12 protein-coding genes and 1 pseudogene are annotated in these 13997 nt (G+C 71.8%); 10 read left to right on the top strand and 3 right to left on the bottom strand.

Features of this window, described 5'->3' with window-relative positions; translation table 11 throughout:
• Positions 1-42 precede the first annotated feature (42 nt).
• From efeU to QE454_RS16440, 6 genes and pseudogenes are all read left to right on the top strand, one after another.
• Complete coding sequence (gene efeU / locus QE454_RS16465; RefSeq protein WP_307459584.1) at positions 43-984, top strand: iron uptake transporter permease EfeU; 942 nt, start codon at positions 43-45, stop codon at positions 982-984.
• Positions 985-1046: 62 nt separating this feature from the next.
• Positions 1047-2276 (top strand): iron uptake system protein EfeO, encoded by a 1230-nt coding sequence (gene efeO / locus QE454_RS16460; RefSeq protein ID WP_307459587.1) that lies wholly within the window; start codon positions 1047-1049, stop codon positions 2274-2276.
• A gap of 59 nt (positions 2277-2335) precedes the next feature.
• A pseudogene (efeB, locus tag QE454_RS16455) lies at positions 2336-3564 on the top strand (iron uptake transporter deferrochelatase/peroxidase subunit).
• Between the two features lie 116 nt (positions 3565-3680).
• Positions 3681-4910 carry an LLM class flavin-dependent oxidoreductase gene (locus tag QE454_RS16450; protein ID WP_210071904.1) on the top strand — a complete coding sequence of 410 codons (1230 nt, stop codon included), beginning with the start codon at positions 3681-3683 and terminating at the stop codon, positions 4908-4910.
• Position 4911: 1 nt separating this feature from the next.
• Positions 4912-5556 carry a CE1759 family FMN reductase gene (locus QE454_RS16445; protein ID WP_307459591.1) on the top strand — a complete coding sequence of 215 codons (645 nt, stop codon included), beginning with the start codon at positions 4912-4914 and terminating at the stop codon, positions 5554-5556.
• A 223-nt stretch (positions 5557-5779) separates the two neighbouring features.
• Positions 5780-6382 carry a bifunctional 2-polyprenyl-6-hydroxyphenol methylase/3-demethylubiquinol 3-O-methyltransferase UbiG gene (locus tag QE454_RS16440; RefSeq protein ID WP_210071903.1) on the top strand — a complete coding sequence of 201 codons (603 nt, stop codon included), beginning with the start codon at positions 5780-5782 and terminating at the stop codon, positions 6380-6382.
• A 24-nt stretch (positions 6383-6406) separates the two neighbouring features.
• Here the strand turns inward: QE454_RS16440 and QE454_RS16435 are convergent, their stop codons facing one another.
• Both QE454_RS16435 and QE454_RS16430 read right to left on the bottom strand, forming a co-directional pair.
• Entirely contained in the window at positions 6407-6823 is a 417-nt protein-coding gene (locus QE454_RS16435; RefSeq protein WP_307459594.1) for a nuclear transport factor 2 family protein, read from the bottom strand.
• Between the two features lie 13 nt (positions 6824-6836).
• Positions 6837-7619: a DNA/RNA non-specific endonuclease gene (locus QE454_RS16430; RefSeq protein ID WP_309668764.1), complete on the bottom strand. Its 783-nt coding sequence runs from the start codon at positions 7617-7619 to the stop codon at positions 6837-6839.
• 46 nt (positions 7620-7665) lie between these two features.
• On the opposite strand from QE454_RS16430, the gene QE454_RS16425 reads away from it, so the two are divergent.
• The 3 genes from QE454_RS16425 to QE454_RS16415 are packed head-to-tail and all read left to right on the top strand — an operon-like array spanning position 7666 to position 11191.
• On the top strand, positions 7666-8427 hold the full coding sequence (locus QE454_RS16425; RefSeq protein WP_307459597.1) for a fructosamine kinase family protein: 762 nt from the start codon (positions 7666-7668) through the stop codon (positions 8425-8427).
• Between the two features lie 48 nt (positions 8428-8475).
• Positions 8476-9411 carry an ATP-binding protein gene (locus tag QE454_RS16420; protein ID WP_307459600.1) on the top strand — a complete coding sequence of 312 codons (936 nt, stop codon included), beginning with the start codon at positions 8476-8478 and terminating at the stop codon, positions 9409-9411.
• Positions 9404-11191, top strand: a complete 1788-nt coding sequence (locus QE454_RS16415) for a VWA domain-containing protein (protein ID WP_307459603.1) — start codon at positions 9404-9406, stop codon at positions 11189-11191. The genes QE454_RS16420 and QE454_RS16415 overlap by 8 nt, the downstream gene beginning before the upstream one ends.
• 84 nt (positions 11192-11275) lie before the next feature.
• Here the strand turns inward: QE454_RS16415 and QE454_RS16410 are convergent, their stop codons facing one another.
• On the bottom strand, positions 11276-11887 hold the full coding sequence (locus QE454_RS16410; protein ID WP_307459607.1) for a DedA family protein: 612 nt from the start codon (positions 11885-11887) through the stop codon (positions 11276-11278).
• Between the two features lie 67 nt (positions 11888-11954).
• On the opposite strand from QE454_RS16410, the gene QE454_RS16405 reads away from it, so the two are divergent.
• Positions 11955-13988: a GDSL-type esterase/lipase family protein gene (locus tag QE454_RS16405; protein ID WP_307459611.1), complete on the top strand. Its 2034-nt coding sequence runs from the start codon at positions 11955-11957 to the stop codon at positions 13986-13988.
• Positions 13989-13997: the final 9 nt, after the last annotated feature.

Below are 13997 nucleotides of genomic sequence, written 5' to 3'. Positions count from 1 at the left end.
CCGCGGCTCCCACCCGAGAATTGAAAGTCGGAACACCCGCCCGTGCTCGCCACCTTCCTCATCGGCCTTCGCGAAGGCCTCGAAGCCGCTCTCGTCGTCGGCATCCTCGTCGCCTACCTCACGCGCCTCGACCGACGCGACGCCTTGCCGCGCCTGTGGGCGGGTGTCGGTCTCGCCGTCGCCCTCGCCCTCGCCATCGGTGCGGTGTTCACTTTCGGTGCGTACATGCTCACGTTCGAGGCGCAGGAGCTGCTCGGCGGCGGCCTCTCGCTGCTGGCGGTGGCCATGGTGACGTGGATGATCTTCTGGATGCAGCGCGCCGGCCGCACGCTCAAGGCCGGCCTCGAGGGGGGTGTCGACAGGGCTCTGCGAGGCGGTGTCTGGGCGCTCGTCGCGATCGGGTTCGTCTCCGTTGCGCGCGAGGGCGTCGAGACGACGCTGTTGCTGTGGTCCATGGTCCAGTCGTTCGGCGACGCCCCGACGGTGCTCGTCGGGGCTCTCCTCGGTCTTGCGGCGGCCGTCGTGCTCGGCTGGCTCATCGCCCGCGGCATGCTGCGCCTCGACCTGTCGCGTTTCTTCACGTGGACCGGCGGATTCCTCGTCGTGGTGGCCGCGGGCGTGCTCGCCTACGCCTTCCACGACCTGCAGGAGGCCGGGGCGCTCCCCGGTCCCTTCGGTGCCGGCGCCCCGGTCGACGCGGCGACGGGTTCGGTCGCCACCGGCTGGGCGGGCCTCCCCTTCGGTTGGGCGTTCGACGTCTCCGGGGCGATCGCCCCCGGCGGGCCTCTGGCCGCGCTGCTGCAGGCCACGGTCGGCTTCATGCCGCAGATGACCTGGCTGCAGGTCCTCGCGTGGATCGCCTACGTAGCGGTCGTCGTGCCCCTCTTCGTGCGGGGCGTCCGCGCCAACCGCCGATCGCGTGGAGCCGCCAAGGCCGCGCCCGCCCCCGCCCCGACCCCCGACGCGGCGACCGCCGCCCCGTAGCCCCCGACGCCGCTCGCGTGCCCGACGCCGCGGCATCCACCCCTCCTTCCGAACGGAGCATCATGAACTCGACTCGCCTCCTCGCGGCCACGGCCGTGGCCGGCGCGGCCGCCCTCGTCCTTTCCGGCTGCGTCGCCAAGTCCGACGCCTCGGCCTCCGGAGCCCTGTCGGTCACCTCGACCGACGACGGGTGCGCGGTGTCGTCGGCCAGCGCGCCCAGCGGCACCGTCGCTTTCGACGTCAGCAACAAGAGCGATCAGGTCACGGAGTTCTACCTGTTGGCATCCGATGGTCTGCGTATCGTCGGCGAGGTCGAGAACATCGCCCCCGGCGCCTCGCGCAACCTCACGGTCGTCGCGCAGCCCGGTGACTACTTCACCCTCTGCAAGCCGGGGATGATCGGCGACGGAGTGGGTCGGGCGAGCTTCTCCGTCACGGGCGACGCGGTGGCCGTCACCGGACCGGATGCCGAGCAGAAGCAGCAGGCCGTCGACCTCTACGCGGCGTTCGTGAAGGACCAGGTCGGCCAGCTGATCCCCGCGGTCAAGGCTTTCACGGCCGCGTACGAGTCGGGCGACGACGCTTCCGCGCGCGAGCAGTTCCCGCGCGTGCGGGCGTTCTACGAGCGCATCGAGCCGATCGCCGAAGCGCTGGGAGACCTCGACCCGCGCATCGACTACCGCGAGGTCGACGCCGTGGCCGAGGGGCTCGACTGGACCGGGTTCCACCGCATCGAGAAAGACCTGTGGGTGCCCGCGAAGGACGCGCTCAACGCGGATGGCGAGACCCCGGCGTGGAAGAACTGGGCTCCCTCGACCCCGGCCGAGCGGGCGACCCACGCAGACAAGCTCATCGCCGACACGCAGGAGCTGTACGACTACGTCCACTCCGACGCGTTCACCCAGGCGCTGACCACGCAGGGGGTGGCGGGCATCTCGAACGGCGCGATCTCGCTGCTCGACGAGGTCGCCACCGGCAAGATCAGCGGCGAAGAGGACTGGTGGTCGGGTACCGATCTCAACGACTTCGCGGCGAACGTCGAGGGTTCGAAGATGGCGTTCTCGCTCGTGCGTGATTTCGCCGACTCGAAGGGCGACAAGGGCACCGCGCTGGTCTCGCGCATCGACGGCGGCTACGCCGACCTCGAGGCGGCACTGGCCAAGTACGGCTCGCTCGACGCCGGCTTCGTCCCCTACAGCCAGATCACCGAGGCCGACAAGCGTCAGCTCACCGACCTCATCAACGCCCTCGCCGAGCCGCTGTCGCAGCTCACGGTGACGATCCTGGAGTGAGCGTGACCGAGGAAGAACAGCAGGCGCCGGATGCCACGGGCCTGTCGCGCCGCGGATTGATGGGCCTCGCCCTCGGTGCCGGCGCCACGGGGCTCGTGGTGGGCGCGGGCGCAGGACTCGTGGGTGTGGGGCGGCGTACGGCCGTGAGCAGCAGCGGGCGGTGATGGATGCCGCGGCGGCACCGACCGGCATCCACCAGCCGGGGATCACCACGCCCGTGCAGGAGCACCTGCACTTCGCGGCGTACGACATGATGGCGCGCACGACCCGCGACGACCTCGCCGAGCTGCTGTCGGACTGGACCTATGCCGCCACTCGCATGATGCAGGGGCTCGAGGTCACCGCCACGGGAGCCGTCGGTGGATCTCCCGAGGCGCCGCCGGACGACACGGGGGAGGCTCTCGGGCTTCCCGCGAGCAACCTCACGATCACCTTCGGCTTCGGCCCCTCGCTGTTCGATGCGCGCTTCGGCCTGGAAGGTCAGCGACCCGACGGGCTGGAGCGACTCCCGGCGTTCCTCGGCGACGACCTCGACCCGCTGCGATCCGACGGCGACCTCTGCATCCAGGCCTGCGCCGACGACCCCCAGGTGGCCGTCCACGCGATCCGCAACCTCAGCCGCATCGCCTTCGGGCGCGCCACGATCCGCTGGTCGCAGCTCGGATTCGGTCGCACGTCGAAGACCACGTCGGAGCAGTCGACTCCCCGAAACCTCTTCGGCTTCAAGGACGGAACGGCCAACATCCTCGCCGACGACGCGGCCGCACTCGACGAGAACGTGTGGGTATCGGCATCCGAGGGCCCGGCGTGGCTCGCGGGCGGGTCGTACCTCGTCGCGCGTCGCATCTCGATGCTCATCGAGACGTGGGACCGCACGCGCCTGGCCGAGCAGGATCGCGTGATCGGGCGCGACAAGGCGAAGGGCGCGCCGCTGTCGGGCGGAGACGAGTTCACGGAGCCGGACTTCGCGGCGATGGGTTCGACGGGAACCCCGGCCATCGACCCCCGCAGTCACGTGCGGCTGGCGCACCCGGACATGAACGGCGGCATCCGCCTCCTGCGCCGCGGCTACAACTTCGTCGATGGAACGACCGACCTCGGGCGGCTGAATGCGGGGCTGTTCTTCCTGTCGTTCCAGAAGAGCCCGCAGCGCTACATCACCGTGCAGAAGGCTCTGTCGACGGATGCCATGAACGAGTACGTTCGCCACGTCGGTTCGGGACTGTGGGCGGTGCCTCCCGCTCCGGCCGCGGGGGCGTCGGTGGGGGCGGGGCTGCTCGGCTCCTGACGCCGAGTGCTCCGCCGGGTTGCGAGGGTCCGCTCGACGTTTCCGCACGCGGAATAAAGATCGGCGCGAGACGTTTCACCATGTATATTCAGATGCATACAAATAGGAGGCGCATCATGAGTGAGACGAGCAGCTGGCCCGGAATGCAGTTCGGTGTCATGACGGTGAGCGACATCACCCAGGACCCCACGACCGGCAAGACGCCGAGCGAAGCTCAGCGCATCAAGGACACCCTCACGATCGCCAAGCACACCGAAGAGGTCGGCCTCGACGTCTTCGCCCTCGGCGAGCACCACAATCCGCCGTTCTGGTCGTCGTCGCCCACGACGACGCTCGCCTACATCGCGGCTCAGACCGAGCGCCTCATCCTCACGACCTCGACGACGCTCATCACCACCAACGACCCGGTGAAGATCGCCGAAGACTTCGCGATGCTGCAGCACGTGTCGGGCGGTCGCGCCGACCTCATGCTCGGTCGCGGGAACACCGGCCCGGTCTACCCGTGGTTCGGCAAGGACATCCGTCAGGGGCTGCCCCTCACCATCGAGAACTACGACCTGCTGCACAAGCTGTGGCGTGAGGACGTCGTCGACTGGGAGGGCAAGTTCCGCACCCCGCTGCAGGGCTTCACCTCGACCCCGCGTCCGCTCGACGGCGTGCCCCCGTTCGTGTGGCACGGCTCGATCCGCACCCCCGAGATCGCCGAGCAGGCCGCGTACTACGGCAACGGCTTCTTCGCGAACAACATCTTCTGGCCCAAGGAGCACTACCAGCGCCTCATCACGCTCTACCGCGAGCGCTTCGCCCACTACGGTCACGGCACGCCCCAGCAGGCGATCGTCGGCCTCGGCGGCCAGGTGTTCATGCGCGCCAACTCGCAGGACGCGGTGCGCGAGTTCCGTCCCTACTTCGACAACGCGCCGGTCTACGGCCACGGCCCGAGCCTCGAGGACTTCAGCGAGATGACCCCGCTGACCGTCGGCTCGCCTCAGCAGATCATCGATCGCTACGCCGCGATGCGCGAGACGTTCGGCGACTACCAGCGTCAGCTCTTCCTCATCGACCACGCGGGTCTTCCCACCAAGACCGTGCTCGAGCAGCTCGACATCCTCGGTTCCGAGGTCGTGCCGGTGCTGCGCAAGGAACTGCAGGTCAACCGTCCGGCCGAGGTGCCCGACGCGCCGACGCACGCCAACCAGGTCGAGAAGATCTACGCCGGTGCGGCCCCGCGTCAGGCCGTTCCCGCCGCGAACCGCGGAGACAACCTCACCGCGGGCAGCCCGTACCAGGATGCCGCCCGCGCGGGCAGCGCGTTCGGTGCCGCCGCGACGAAGGTCGGTGCCTGATATGGCCGCTCGCCGCATCGCGGTCATCACCGCGGGACTCTCGACGCCCTCGTCGACGCGCATGCTCGGCGACCGTCTCTCTCACGCAGCCCTCGCCGAGCTCCGCGAGCGCGGGATCGACGCCACGAGCGACGTCTTCGAGCTGCGCGACTACGCCTACGACCTGACCGACAACCTGCTCACCGGCTTCGCCCCACCGGCGCTCGAGCAGATGATCAACACGGTCGTCTCGGCCGACGGCATCATCGCCGTCACGCCGATCTTCTCGACGAGCTACTCGGGTCTGTTCAAGTCGTTCATCGACGTGCTCGACCCCCAGGCTCTCAGCGGAACGCCCGTGCTGATCGGCGCGAACGCCGGCACCGCCCGGCACTCGCTCGCGATCGACTACGCGATCCGCCCGTTGTTCACCTACCTGCACGCCAAGCCCGTGCCGACCGGCGTGTTCGCCGCCTCGAGTGACTGGGGGGCGAACGCCGACGAGGTGGCCCCGCTCGGCTCCCGCGTCGACCGCGGGGCTCGGGAGTTCGCGGACGCCATCGCCGCCCGCGAGCCGGTGCGCGACGCCGATCCGTTCGACCCCTCGTCGTATCTCGGCGAGGGCCGGTCGTTCGGTCACCTACTGGGTGGTCTGTCGGGGGAGTGATCCCGTGGTGAAGCCCCGTCGCTCCCGTGAGCGGCGGGGCTTCGTCGTGCGTGCGGCTCGGGCGCCGCGTCGGGGGCACTGTCTCAGTGATCTGCGTATCCTCCGCTGCGATCGCGGTTTCGGGGCTGAGGTTGTGCGAATCGCCGAGCTTGTGACCGAGCGATGGGCCGGCGCGGGTGGGCGACGCGCGCGGCCTAGGGTGGGTCGAGGAGAGGGAGCTCGAATGGATGCCACGCAGTGGGACGAGCGATACCGGGCTTCCGCCGGGGGTGTGTGGGCCGCAGAGCCTCCCGCCGTGGTGCGCGAGATCGTCTCCGCGCTTCGTCCCGGAACGGCCATCGACGTCGCGACGGGCGACGGACGTACCGCCGTCTGGCTCGCCGCCCGCGGTTGGGGCTGCATCGGGATCGACTTCTCGGCGGCGGGGCTCGCGCTCGCCGCGGCTCGACCCGGCGGTGACGCCGTCACCTGGACCCACGCCGATGTGCACGAGTGGGAGCCGCCGGCACCGGTCGGACTCGTCGTCTCGTGCTATCTACACCTGCCCGACAGCGCGGCCGCGGTAGCGCGGATCGCGGAATGGGTCGCGCCCGGGGGAACGCTCGTCGTGATCGGCCACGACGTCGAGAACATCGCGGCGGGTGGTCACGGTCCGTCTGACCCCGCGATCCTGTACACCCCGGAGCTGCTGCGCGGTGCGCTCGACGACCGGTTCCGAATCGAGCGCTGCGAGCGGATCACCCGGACGACCGCGGATGCCGAGCTGCGGGGCGGACACGGCTCCGCCGCGATCGACACGTTGCTGCACGCGGTGCGGGTGGACTGACGGCTTCATCCGACCAGGCGATGGTCAGGTGGCACCGGGTTCCGGGCTCAGATGCTCGTGCGCGAGAAGCCAGCGGTTTTCGGCGGCGCGGACAAAGACGTTCGTCGCGCGACCGGAACCCGACCGGGGGAGACCGTCGATGATGCCGCGCCAGACGAAGCGGTAGCTGGCGACGGCCGTCGCCTCACTCGAGACCAGCCACTCGACGTCCTCGATCCCGTATTCCTCGTCACGCACCGTGTGCCAGGTGCGCTCGAAGTATTCCCGTGCGGCTGCTCGGCCACGGACGGTCTCATCCGTGAAGTGGTAGACGACATCGGGGGCGAGAAGAGGGGAAACCATGTCGAAGTCGTGCGTGTTCGTCGCCCCGATGAGGTCCGCGAGGGCGCGGGCCGCGGGTGTGTGCTCTTTTATCTCACGTCTCCTTTGTCTGGATGCCACCTCGGGTCCTGCCTCACAGCTCGATCTCCTGCACGTTCCGCAACTCCCGCGCCGCGACCGGCCGCAGCCCGCGCCGGATGAACGTGTCGGCCGCGGCCAGGGGGCCGACGTCGATACGTGCCTCTGTCGCGATGTCGGCGATCGGGGCCTGGAACGTGCGGAACGCGCCGAGCGGCGGCACCGTCAGCCCCTGGCGCGTGTCGACGAGCGAGGTCTGATCGAGCACGAATCCGGCCGCGGCCAGCGTCTCGCCCTGCCGCCACGCCGCGATCTTCCAGAACCGCAGTGGCACCCGGATGCCGCGGTACGGCGGATCGTCGTCGTCGAGCACCGGTGCCGTGAACACCGCCAGCCGCTGATCGGTGGTCTCGGCGTAGGCCAGGACGTGGTCTTCGAGCCCGAGCCACAGTTCTTTCGACTGATTGAACCCGGCCGCTTGCGGGGCGGCGTTCGTGTAGAAGAACGTAGCCTCGGTGGCATCCCGGGTCTCGGCCGCGGAGCCCCAGCCGGGGTCGCGGCGGCGCACCAGGTGACCGCGGTCGAGGTCGTTGCGGCTGTAGACCTCGGCCCCGGCCTGCGCGTCGTCGGGCACGCGCGGGTCGAGACGCCACTCGCCCGTCCGTGGTTGCTCGCGCAGGGTCGCGCCGTCGATCACGACGCCGGTGACCGCGGCGAATCGGCGCCGTTCGTCGAGCAGCACCGAGAATCTCGGATAGTCGAGCCGCGTGGTCGCCGCGGCGGGCGCGGGAAGCGGCAGGGGGATGCCGAGGAAGTCCGGGTCGTAGCCGTCGCTCATGCCTCCATCGTGCCGGTGACCTCCGACATCGCGACAGACTGGGGCGATGGAACAGCTCGTGAAGACCCGCGTCGACGCGCCCGCCGGATTCTTCGCCGCGGAAGCTGCGGGGCTGCGGTGGCTCGCGGCGGCCGGGGGAGCGCGCATCGCGCGGGTCATTGCCGTCGGCGAGGACCGGATCGCTCTCGAGCGCATCGCGGAGGCCGCGCCGACTCGCGCGGCCGCGGCGGACTTCGGGGCGGCGCTCGCCGCGACGCACGCGGCCGGGGCCGATGCCTTCGGCTCACCGTCGCCCGGATGGGAGGGGGACATCTTCATCGGTCGGCGCTCGCAACCCGCGCGTCCCGAACCGACCTGGGGTGCGTTCTACGCGGCTCAGCGCGTCGAGCCGTTCGTGCCCATCGCGGTCGCGGCGGGCAACCTGTCGGCATCCGGTGCCGAGGTCGTCCGACGCGCGTGCGCCCTGATCGCCGACGGCGCCTTCGACGACGACGAGCCGCCTGCCCGCCTGCATGGCGACCTGTGGGCGGGCAACGTGCTCTGGGCCGCGGAGGGAGTGGTGCTCATCGACCCCGCGGCGCACGGCGGGCATCGCGAGACCGACCTCGCGATGCTGGAGCTGTTCGGGTGTCCTCTCCTCGACGACATCCTCGCCGCCTACGCCGCCGTGCACCCCCTGCGGGAGGGATGGCGTGCCCGTGTGCCGCTCCATCAGCTGCATCCGCTCGCGGTGCACGCGGCGGGCCACGGCCCCTCGTACGGGCGGGCGCTCGTCAGCGCCGCGGAGCGCACGCTCGCATTGGTGTGAGGCGCGAGGTTCCAATTATTGAGAAACATTCTCAATATGATGGATGCCATGACCTCACCCGTCTTTCCCTTCACCGCCGTCGTCGGTCAGGATGATCTGCGACACGCTCTCACGCTGTGCGCCGTCGATCCGGCAGTGGGAGGCGTGCTGGCGTTGGGCGACCGCGGAACCGGGAAGTCGACGACCGTGCGCGGGCTCGCTCAGCTGCTCGCGCGTGAGGACCTCGACATGCCGGTCGTTGACCTGCCGCTCGGCGCGAGCGAAGACCGCGTGCTCGGATCGCTCGACATCGACCGAGCGCTCCGGGGTGAGGTCGCCTACGCACCGGGCCTGCTCGCGGCGGCGCACGGCGGCATCCTGTACATCGACGAGGTCAATCTTCTCGACGACTACCTCGTCGACCTGCTGCTCGACGTCGCCGCCTCGGGGGTGAACACCGTCGAGCGCGACGGCATCAGTCACACGCACCCCGCGCGGTTCGTGCTCGTGGGCAGTGGCAATCCCGAGGAGGGTGAGCTGCGCCCCCAGTTGGAGGACCGCTTCGGACTGTCGACGCCGGTCGCGACGATCCGCGACGTCGAGCAGAGGTGGGAGATCGTGCGCCGACGTTTGGCGTTCGAGCGCGATCCGCACGGGTTCCTCGCGGAGTGGGCCGAGCGCGAGGAACGCCTCGCCGCGCGGATCCGCCTCGCTCGTGACCGGTGCGCCGACGTCGACCTCGAAGACGACCTGCTCGAGGCCGCCGTCCGCCTCTGCGTCGACGCGGGAGCGGTGGGGCACCGCGCGGAGCTCGTCCTCGTGCGGGCCGCCCGGGCGGCCGCGGCGCTCGCGGGACGCCCCGCGGTCACCGTCCACGACCTCGCCGCCGTGGCGGTTCCCGCTCTGCAGCACCGCACGCCGCGCACCGCCCTCGAGCCGGTATCGGTCGCCGCTGCCCGCGTGCGGGTCGCCGCGACCGCGGTGCTGGGGCGGCGCGTTGCCTGAGAGGCACGTCGCACCACCCGATCGCCCCGTCGCCGCGACCGGCTCGCGCGCCGACGGTGCGGTGGCAGAGCTCCGCGCGGAGATCGCGGGAGACATCCCGCTCGCACCCGCTGCTCACGCGGTGATCGAGGCGTGGCGCTCGGGTGCCCCGTTCGGTCTCGCGCTGACGGGTGACGCCCAGCGCGCCGAGCAGGTGTTCCGCTCTCTGCGGCCGCGGGCCACCCGGGTCATCCGCCGCGTGGATGCGGATGAGCCGCCGCCGAAGACCGCCCGGGTCCTCGCGCTGTGCCCCGAAGGAACGACGCTGCCCGACAACGTGCGCCGCCTCTGCACCGTCGTCGTCGACGTGGGTGGACGGGTGGCGCCGGGGCGCAGGCCGGCGGGCGAGGAAGAAGCGGGGCTGTGGCGTCGTGTCGTCAGGGTGCTGGCGGCGCACGGTGTGCACGACGGGGCGATCGACGTCGCGGCCTGCGTCCTGGCATCCGCCCTCGTCGCGGAGGGATGGAAGGGCGACCCCGTCACCGTCGTGCGCGCGATGGTCGCCGTCCCCCACGGGCGGGCGATGGGGGCGAGCGGCGACGGCGACGTCGAAGGGACGGACGGCGCGTCGGATGAGGTGCCGAACGGGACGGATGCCGCTGAGTCGCCCGGTGAGTGGGCGGTGGGCGCGGAGGGGGACGACAGCACCGACGGCGAGGACGAGACGGCGGTGGAAGGGAGCGGGGGCGAGGAGCAGTCCGCGGATGGGGATGAAGCCGCCGCGCCCGAGGCCGGCAGTGGGGGAGAGGACACGTCGGCGGACGCGGATCCGGCGACCGACGAGGCGGCGGAGCAGGTCTGCGCCGCGGAGCCCTCGGCCGATGACGGCGGGGAGAGCCCCCGCGAGGCGGGCGACCCGCGTGCCCCGACGTCCGACGCCGCGCCGGCCACCGCATCGGCCGACGGGGCGCCCGAAGCCGGTGTGGCGACCCACGATCCCGACGAGAACCCCTCCGCCCGTGCCAACGCGCTCGCCGACCCCACCCTGAGCGACACCGTCGTTCGAGCGACGGTGCGGGCGGGGCGGAGCGCGCGTCGCGGTGCGATGCGGGCGGGTAGCGGTCGGGGCCGGCCCGGTCGCATCGTCACCCCGGAGAGGGCGGGCGGGCGCATCGCGATCCTCCCCACTCTGCAACGCGCTCTGCGCCGGCACGCGACGACCGGCGCGACGGGTGAGCTCGCCCTCGCTCGCGACGACCTGCGCGGGCGCTTGCGAAACGAGCCCACGGCATCGCACACGGTGATCGTGGTCGACGGCTCATCGTCGATGGGAACGGCCGGAGCCGCGCACGCGCGCCGCGTCGCGGACGCCGCCCTCGCGCACGTGTACCGGGACCGGGGCGATGTGAGCATCGTGCTCGCGGCCGGATCCTTCTCGCGTGTGGTGCAGCAGCGCACCGCCCGCACGTCCCGCGCCCGTGCGACCCTTCAGCGCGCGAGCGCCCAGGGCGGTGGAGGCACGCCCCTCGCGGATGCCGTCAGATGCGCTCTGGAGCAGTTCGGAGACGCGCCGCGCGAGCGCTGCCGCCTCGTGATCGTCAGCGATGGTCAAGCGACGGTCGACCTCGTCGGGCGCGCAGACCCGTCGACCGCGACGGCCGATCTTCGTGCCCAGCTCGATCGCGCGACGGCGCGCGCCGCGCGCACCGTGTTCGTGCCGCTCGATCCGCGGGGGTGGGCACCGCTGGAACGCACCCTCGCCCCGTTCCGGGCCGCGGGCGTCACGGTCTCCTCGGACTGAGCGCCGAGGGGTTCGGGGTGGGGGCGTGCCTCCCTCGTCCCGGTCCGTCCGGCCGCCGAGCATCCGCGCCGACCGGCGCGGCCGTCACGCCTCCACGCTCGACCGGCGTCGCGCCCGCCGCGCCAGCACGAGATCGATGCCCACGCCGATCCCGACCGCCACGACGATCGACACGATGACCGCGACCACCGGTCCGCCCGGGACGACCGCGGCTACGACCGCGCCGACCACCGCCTGGTACGCCGCCCACGCCAGGGCCGCCAGCGCCGCGACGCCGAGGTAGCGCACCGGATTCACCCGCGCGGCGCCGGCAGCAAGGTTGACGGCGAGCCGGGCGAAGGGCACGAAGCGCGCCGTGAACAGCACCACGGCGGCGTTGCGTTCGAGGCGCGCCCGGGCCCACTCGAGTGCCGCGCGCACGCGGGGTCCGCGCATCCACGCCCAGCGTTCGACGCCGACGGTGCGCCCCACGAGGTAGCAACAGGCGTCTCCCGCGAAGGCGGCGAGCCCCGCGACGACGATGACCCCGGCCAACGGCGGCGTCCCGTGCGACACGGCCAGCGCCCCGAATGCCGTCACCGCGGCCTCTCCCGGCACGACGACCAGGAACGCGTCGGCGAACACGAGGGCGGCCATGCCGAGCAGAGCCCAGGGGCTCGCCGCGATCGCCTGCAGCCAGGCGTCGACTCCGTCCATTCCGTCACTCTCCGCCGCCGATCGAGACGCCCCGCCGACGCGGCGGTGACGCCGAGCGGAGCATCCGGTGAACATCGCGAACGTCGGCCCCTCGGCGCTCCCACAGGAGGCGGATGCGCCCCACCCTGGTCACGTGAGAGTCGCGCTGCTGGCCGAATCCTTCCTGCCGCACATGAACGGGGTCACCGGTTCCGTTCTCCACGTTCTGCGCCATCTCGCCGAGGCGGGGCACGAGACGCTGGTCATCGCCCCCAAGTCCGGCGACGTCACCGCCGACCTGCACGGAGCCCGCACCGAGCTGCTGCGCTCGGTGCCGCTGCCCTCCTATCCCGAGGTGCGCGTGGTGTTCGCCCGAGCGGCGCGCCTGGGCGCGCTGCTGCGCGACTTCGATCCCGACGTCGTGCATCTGGCATCCCCCTTCGTGCTGGGCTGGCAGGGGCTCGCCGCGGCCGACGCGCTCAAGATCCCCTCGGTCGCCGTCTATCAGACCGACGTCGTCGCCTACTCCCAGAAGTACGGCCTCCCGCACGCCACGGCACTCGTCGCGGGCCACGTCTCGCGCCTGCACCGCCGCGCGACCCTGACGCTCGCCCCGTCGTCGGCCTCGACCCGTCAGCTCGAAGAGCTGGGCGTCGACCGCATCCGCCGGTGGGGCAGGGGAGTGGATGCCGTGCGCTTCGCCCCCGAGCACCGCGACGACGCGTGGCGAGCGCGGATCGCGCCGAACGGCGAGCGCATCATCGGCTATGTCGGGCGTCTCGCCCCCGAGAAGCAGGTCGACGACCTGCGTGCCCTCGCCGACCTGCCCGATACGCGCCTGGTGATCGTGGGGGACGGACCGTCGCGTCCGGCGCTGGAGCGGGCGATACCGGATGCCGTGTTCACGGGCCACCTGGATGGCACCGAGCTCGCATCGACCCTCGCGGGCTTCGATGTGTTCGTGCATCCGGGGGAGAGCGAGACGTTCGGCCAGACGATCCAGGAGGCGCTTTCGAGCGGTGTCCCGGTGGTCGCCACCGGCGTGGGCGGGCCGCTGGATCTCGTGCGCTCGAGCGTGGACGGGTGGTTGTACAAGCCCGGCGACCTCGACGATCTGCGCACCCGGGTCGCGGACCTCATCGGCGACGAGTCGAAGCGCCGCGCCTTCGCCCGTGCGGCGCGCGACTCGGTCGAGGGGCGGACATGGTCGGCCCTGACCGGGGCACTGATCGAGCACTACCGCGACGCCGTGGCTCTGCGCCGCGTCGACGACAGTCTGCTGCGGCGTACGAGCCCACGACCGGCGGGCATGACGGCGTCCCGAACCCGAGGGCGGTGGACGCGCTTCGTGGCCCTGGGCGATTCGCTCACGGAGGGTCTGTGCGACGCGTCGCGCATGCCGTCGGGTCAGTTCCGCGGGTGGGCGGACCGCCTCGCCGAGCTGCTCGCGGGCACCACGGATCAGGGGCCGTTCCGCTACGCGAACCTCGCCGTGCGCAGCCGGCGGGTGCGACACCTCATCGACGAGCAGATCCCTGCCGCGCTCGAGCTGAAACCCGATCTCGTGTCGATCCTCATCGGGGCGAACGACCTCGTCGGCCCCGCCCCGGTGCTGCCGGCCCTGGTGGCCGAGGTCGAGTCGGCGGTGCGGGCGGTCCGCCGCAGCGGCGCCGACGTTCTGCTGGTCACGACGTTCCTCCCGCGCCGGCCCGCGGCGCGCATCTTCGCCCGGCGTTTCGCCGCGTACAACGTGCACGTGCGCCGCATCGCCGCCGAGCAGGGCGCCATCCTGCTCGATCTCGAGGCGGTGGGCGAGATCGGTGAGGCGTCGATGTGGGCCGACGACCTCGTGCACCTCAGCTCGGCCGGGCACCGCCTCGTCGCCTACCGGGCGGCAGAGGCGCTGGGCGTGCCGGATGCGCGAGCGCTGCTCGGACTCGACGAGGCTCTGCACGCCGACGACGCCGAGCGGCCGCGAGGGACCTGGCTCACACGCGACGCGCTGCCGTGGGTGTGGCGGCGCCTGCGCGGGCGCACCGCGGGAGACGGGATCGTCGCCAAGCACACCGGCCTCGTCGAGCTGCCGACCCGCGGTGATCGCCAGCGCGCCGACGCGGTGTGAGCCCTCCGT

The sequence above is a fragment of the Microbacterium sp. SORGH_AS_0454 genome (assembly GCF_031453395.1).
Classification (GTDB): domain Bacteria; phylum Actinomycetota; class Actinomycetes; order Actinomycetales; family Microbacteriaceae; genus Microbacterium.
This window is presented reverse-complemented; position numbering and strand designations above follow the sequence as displayed.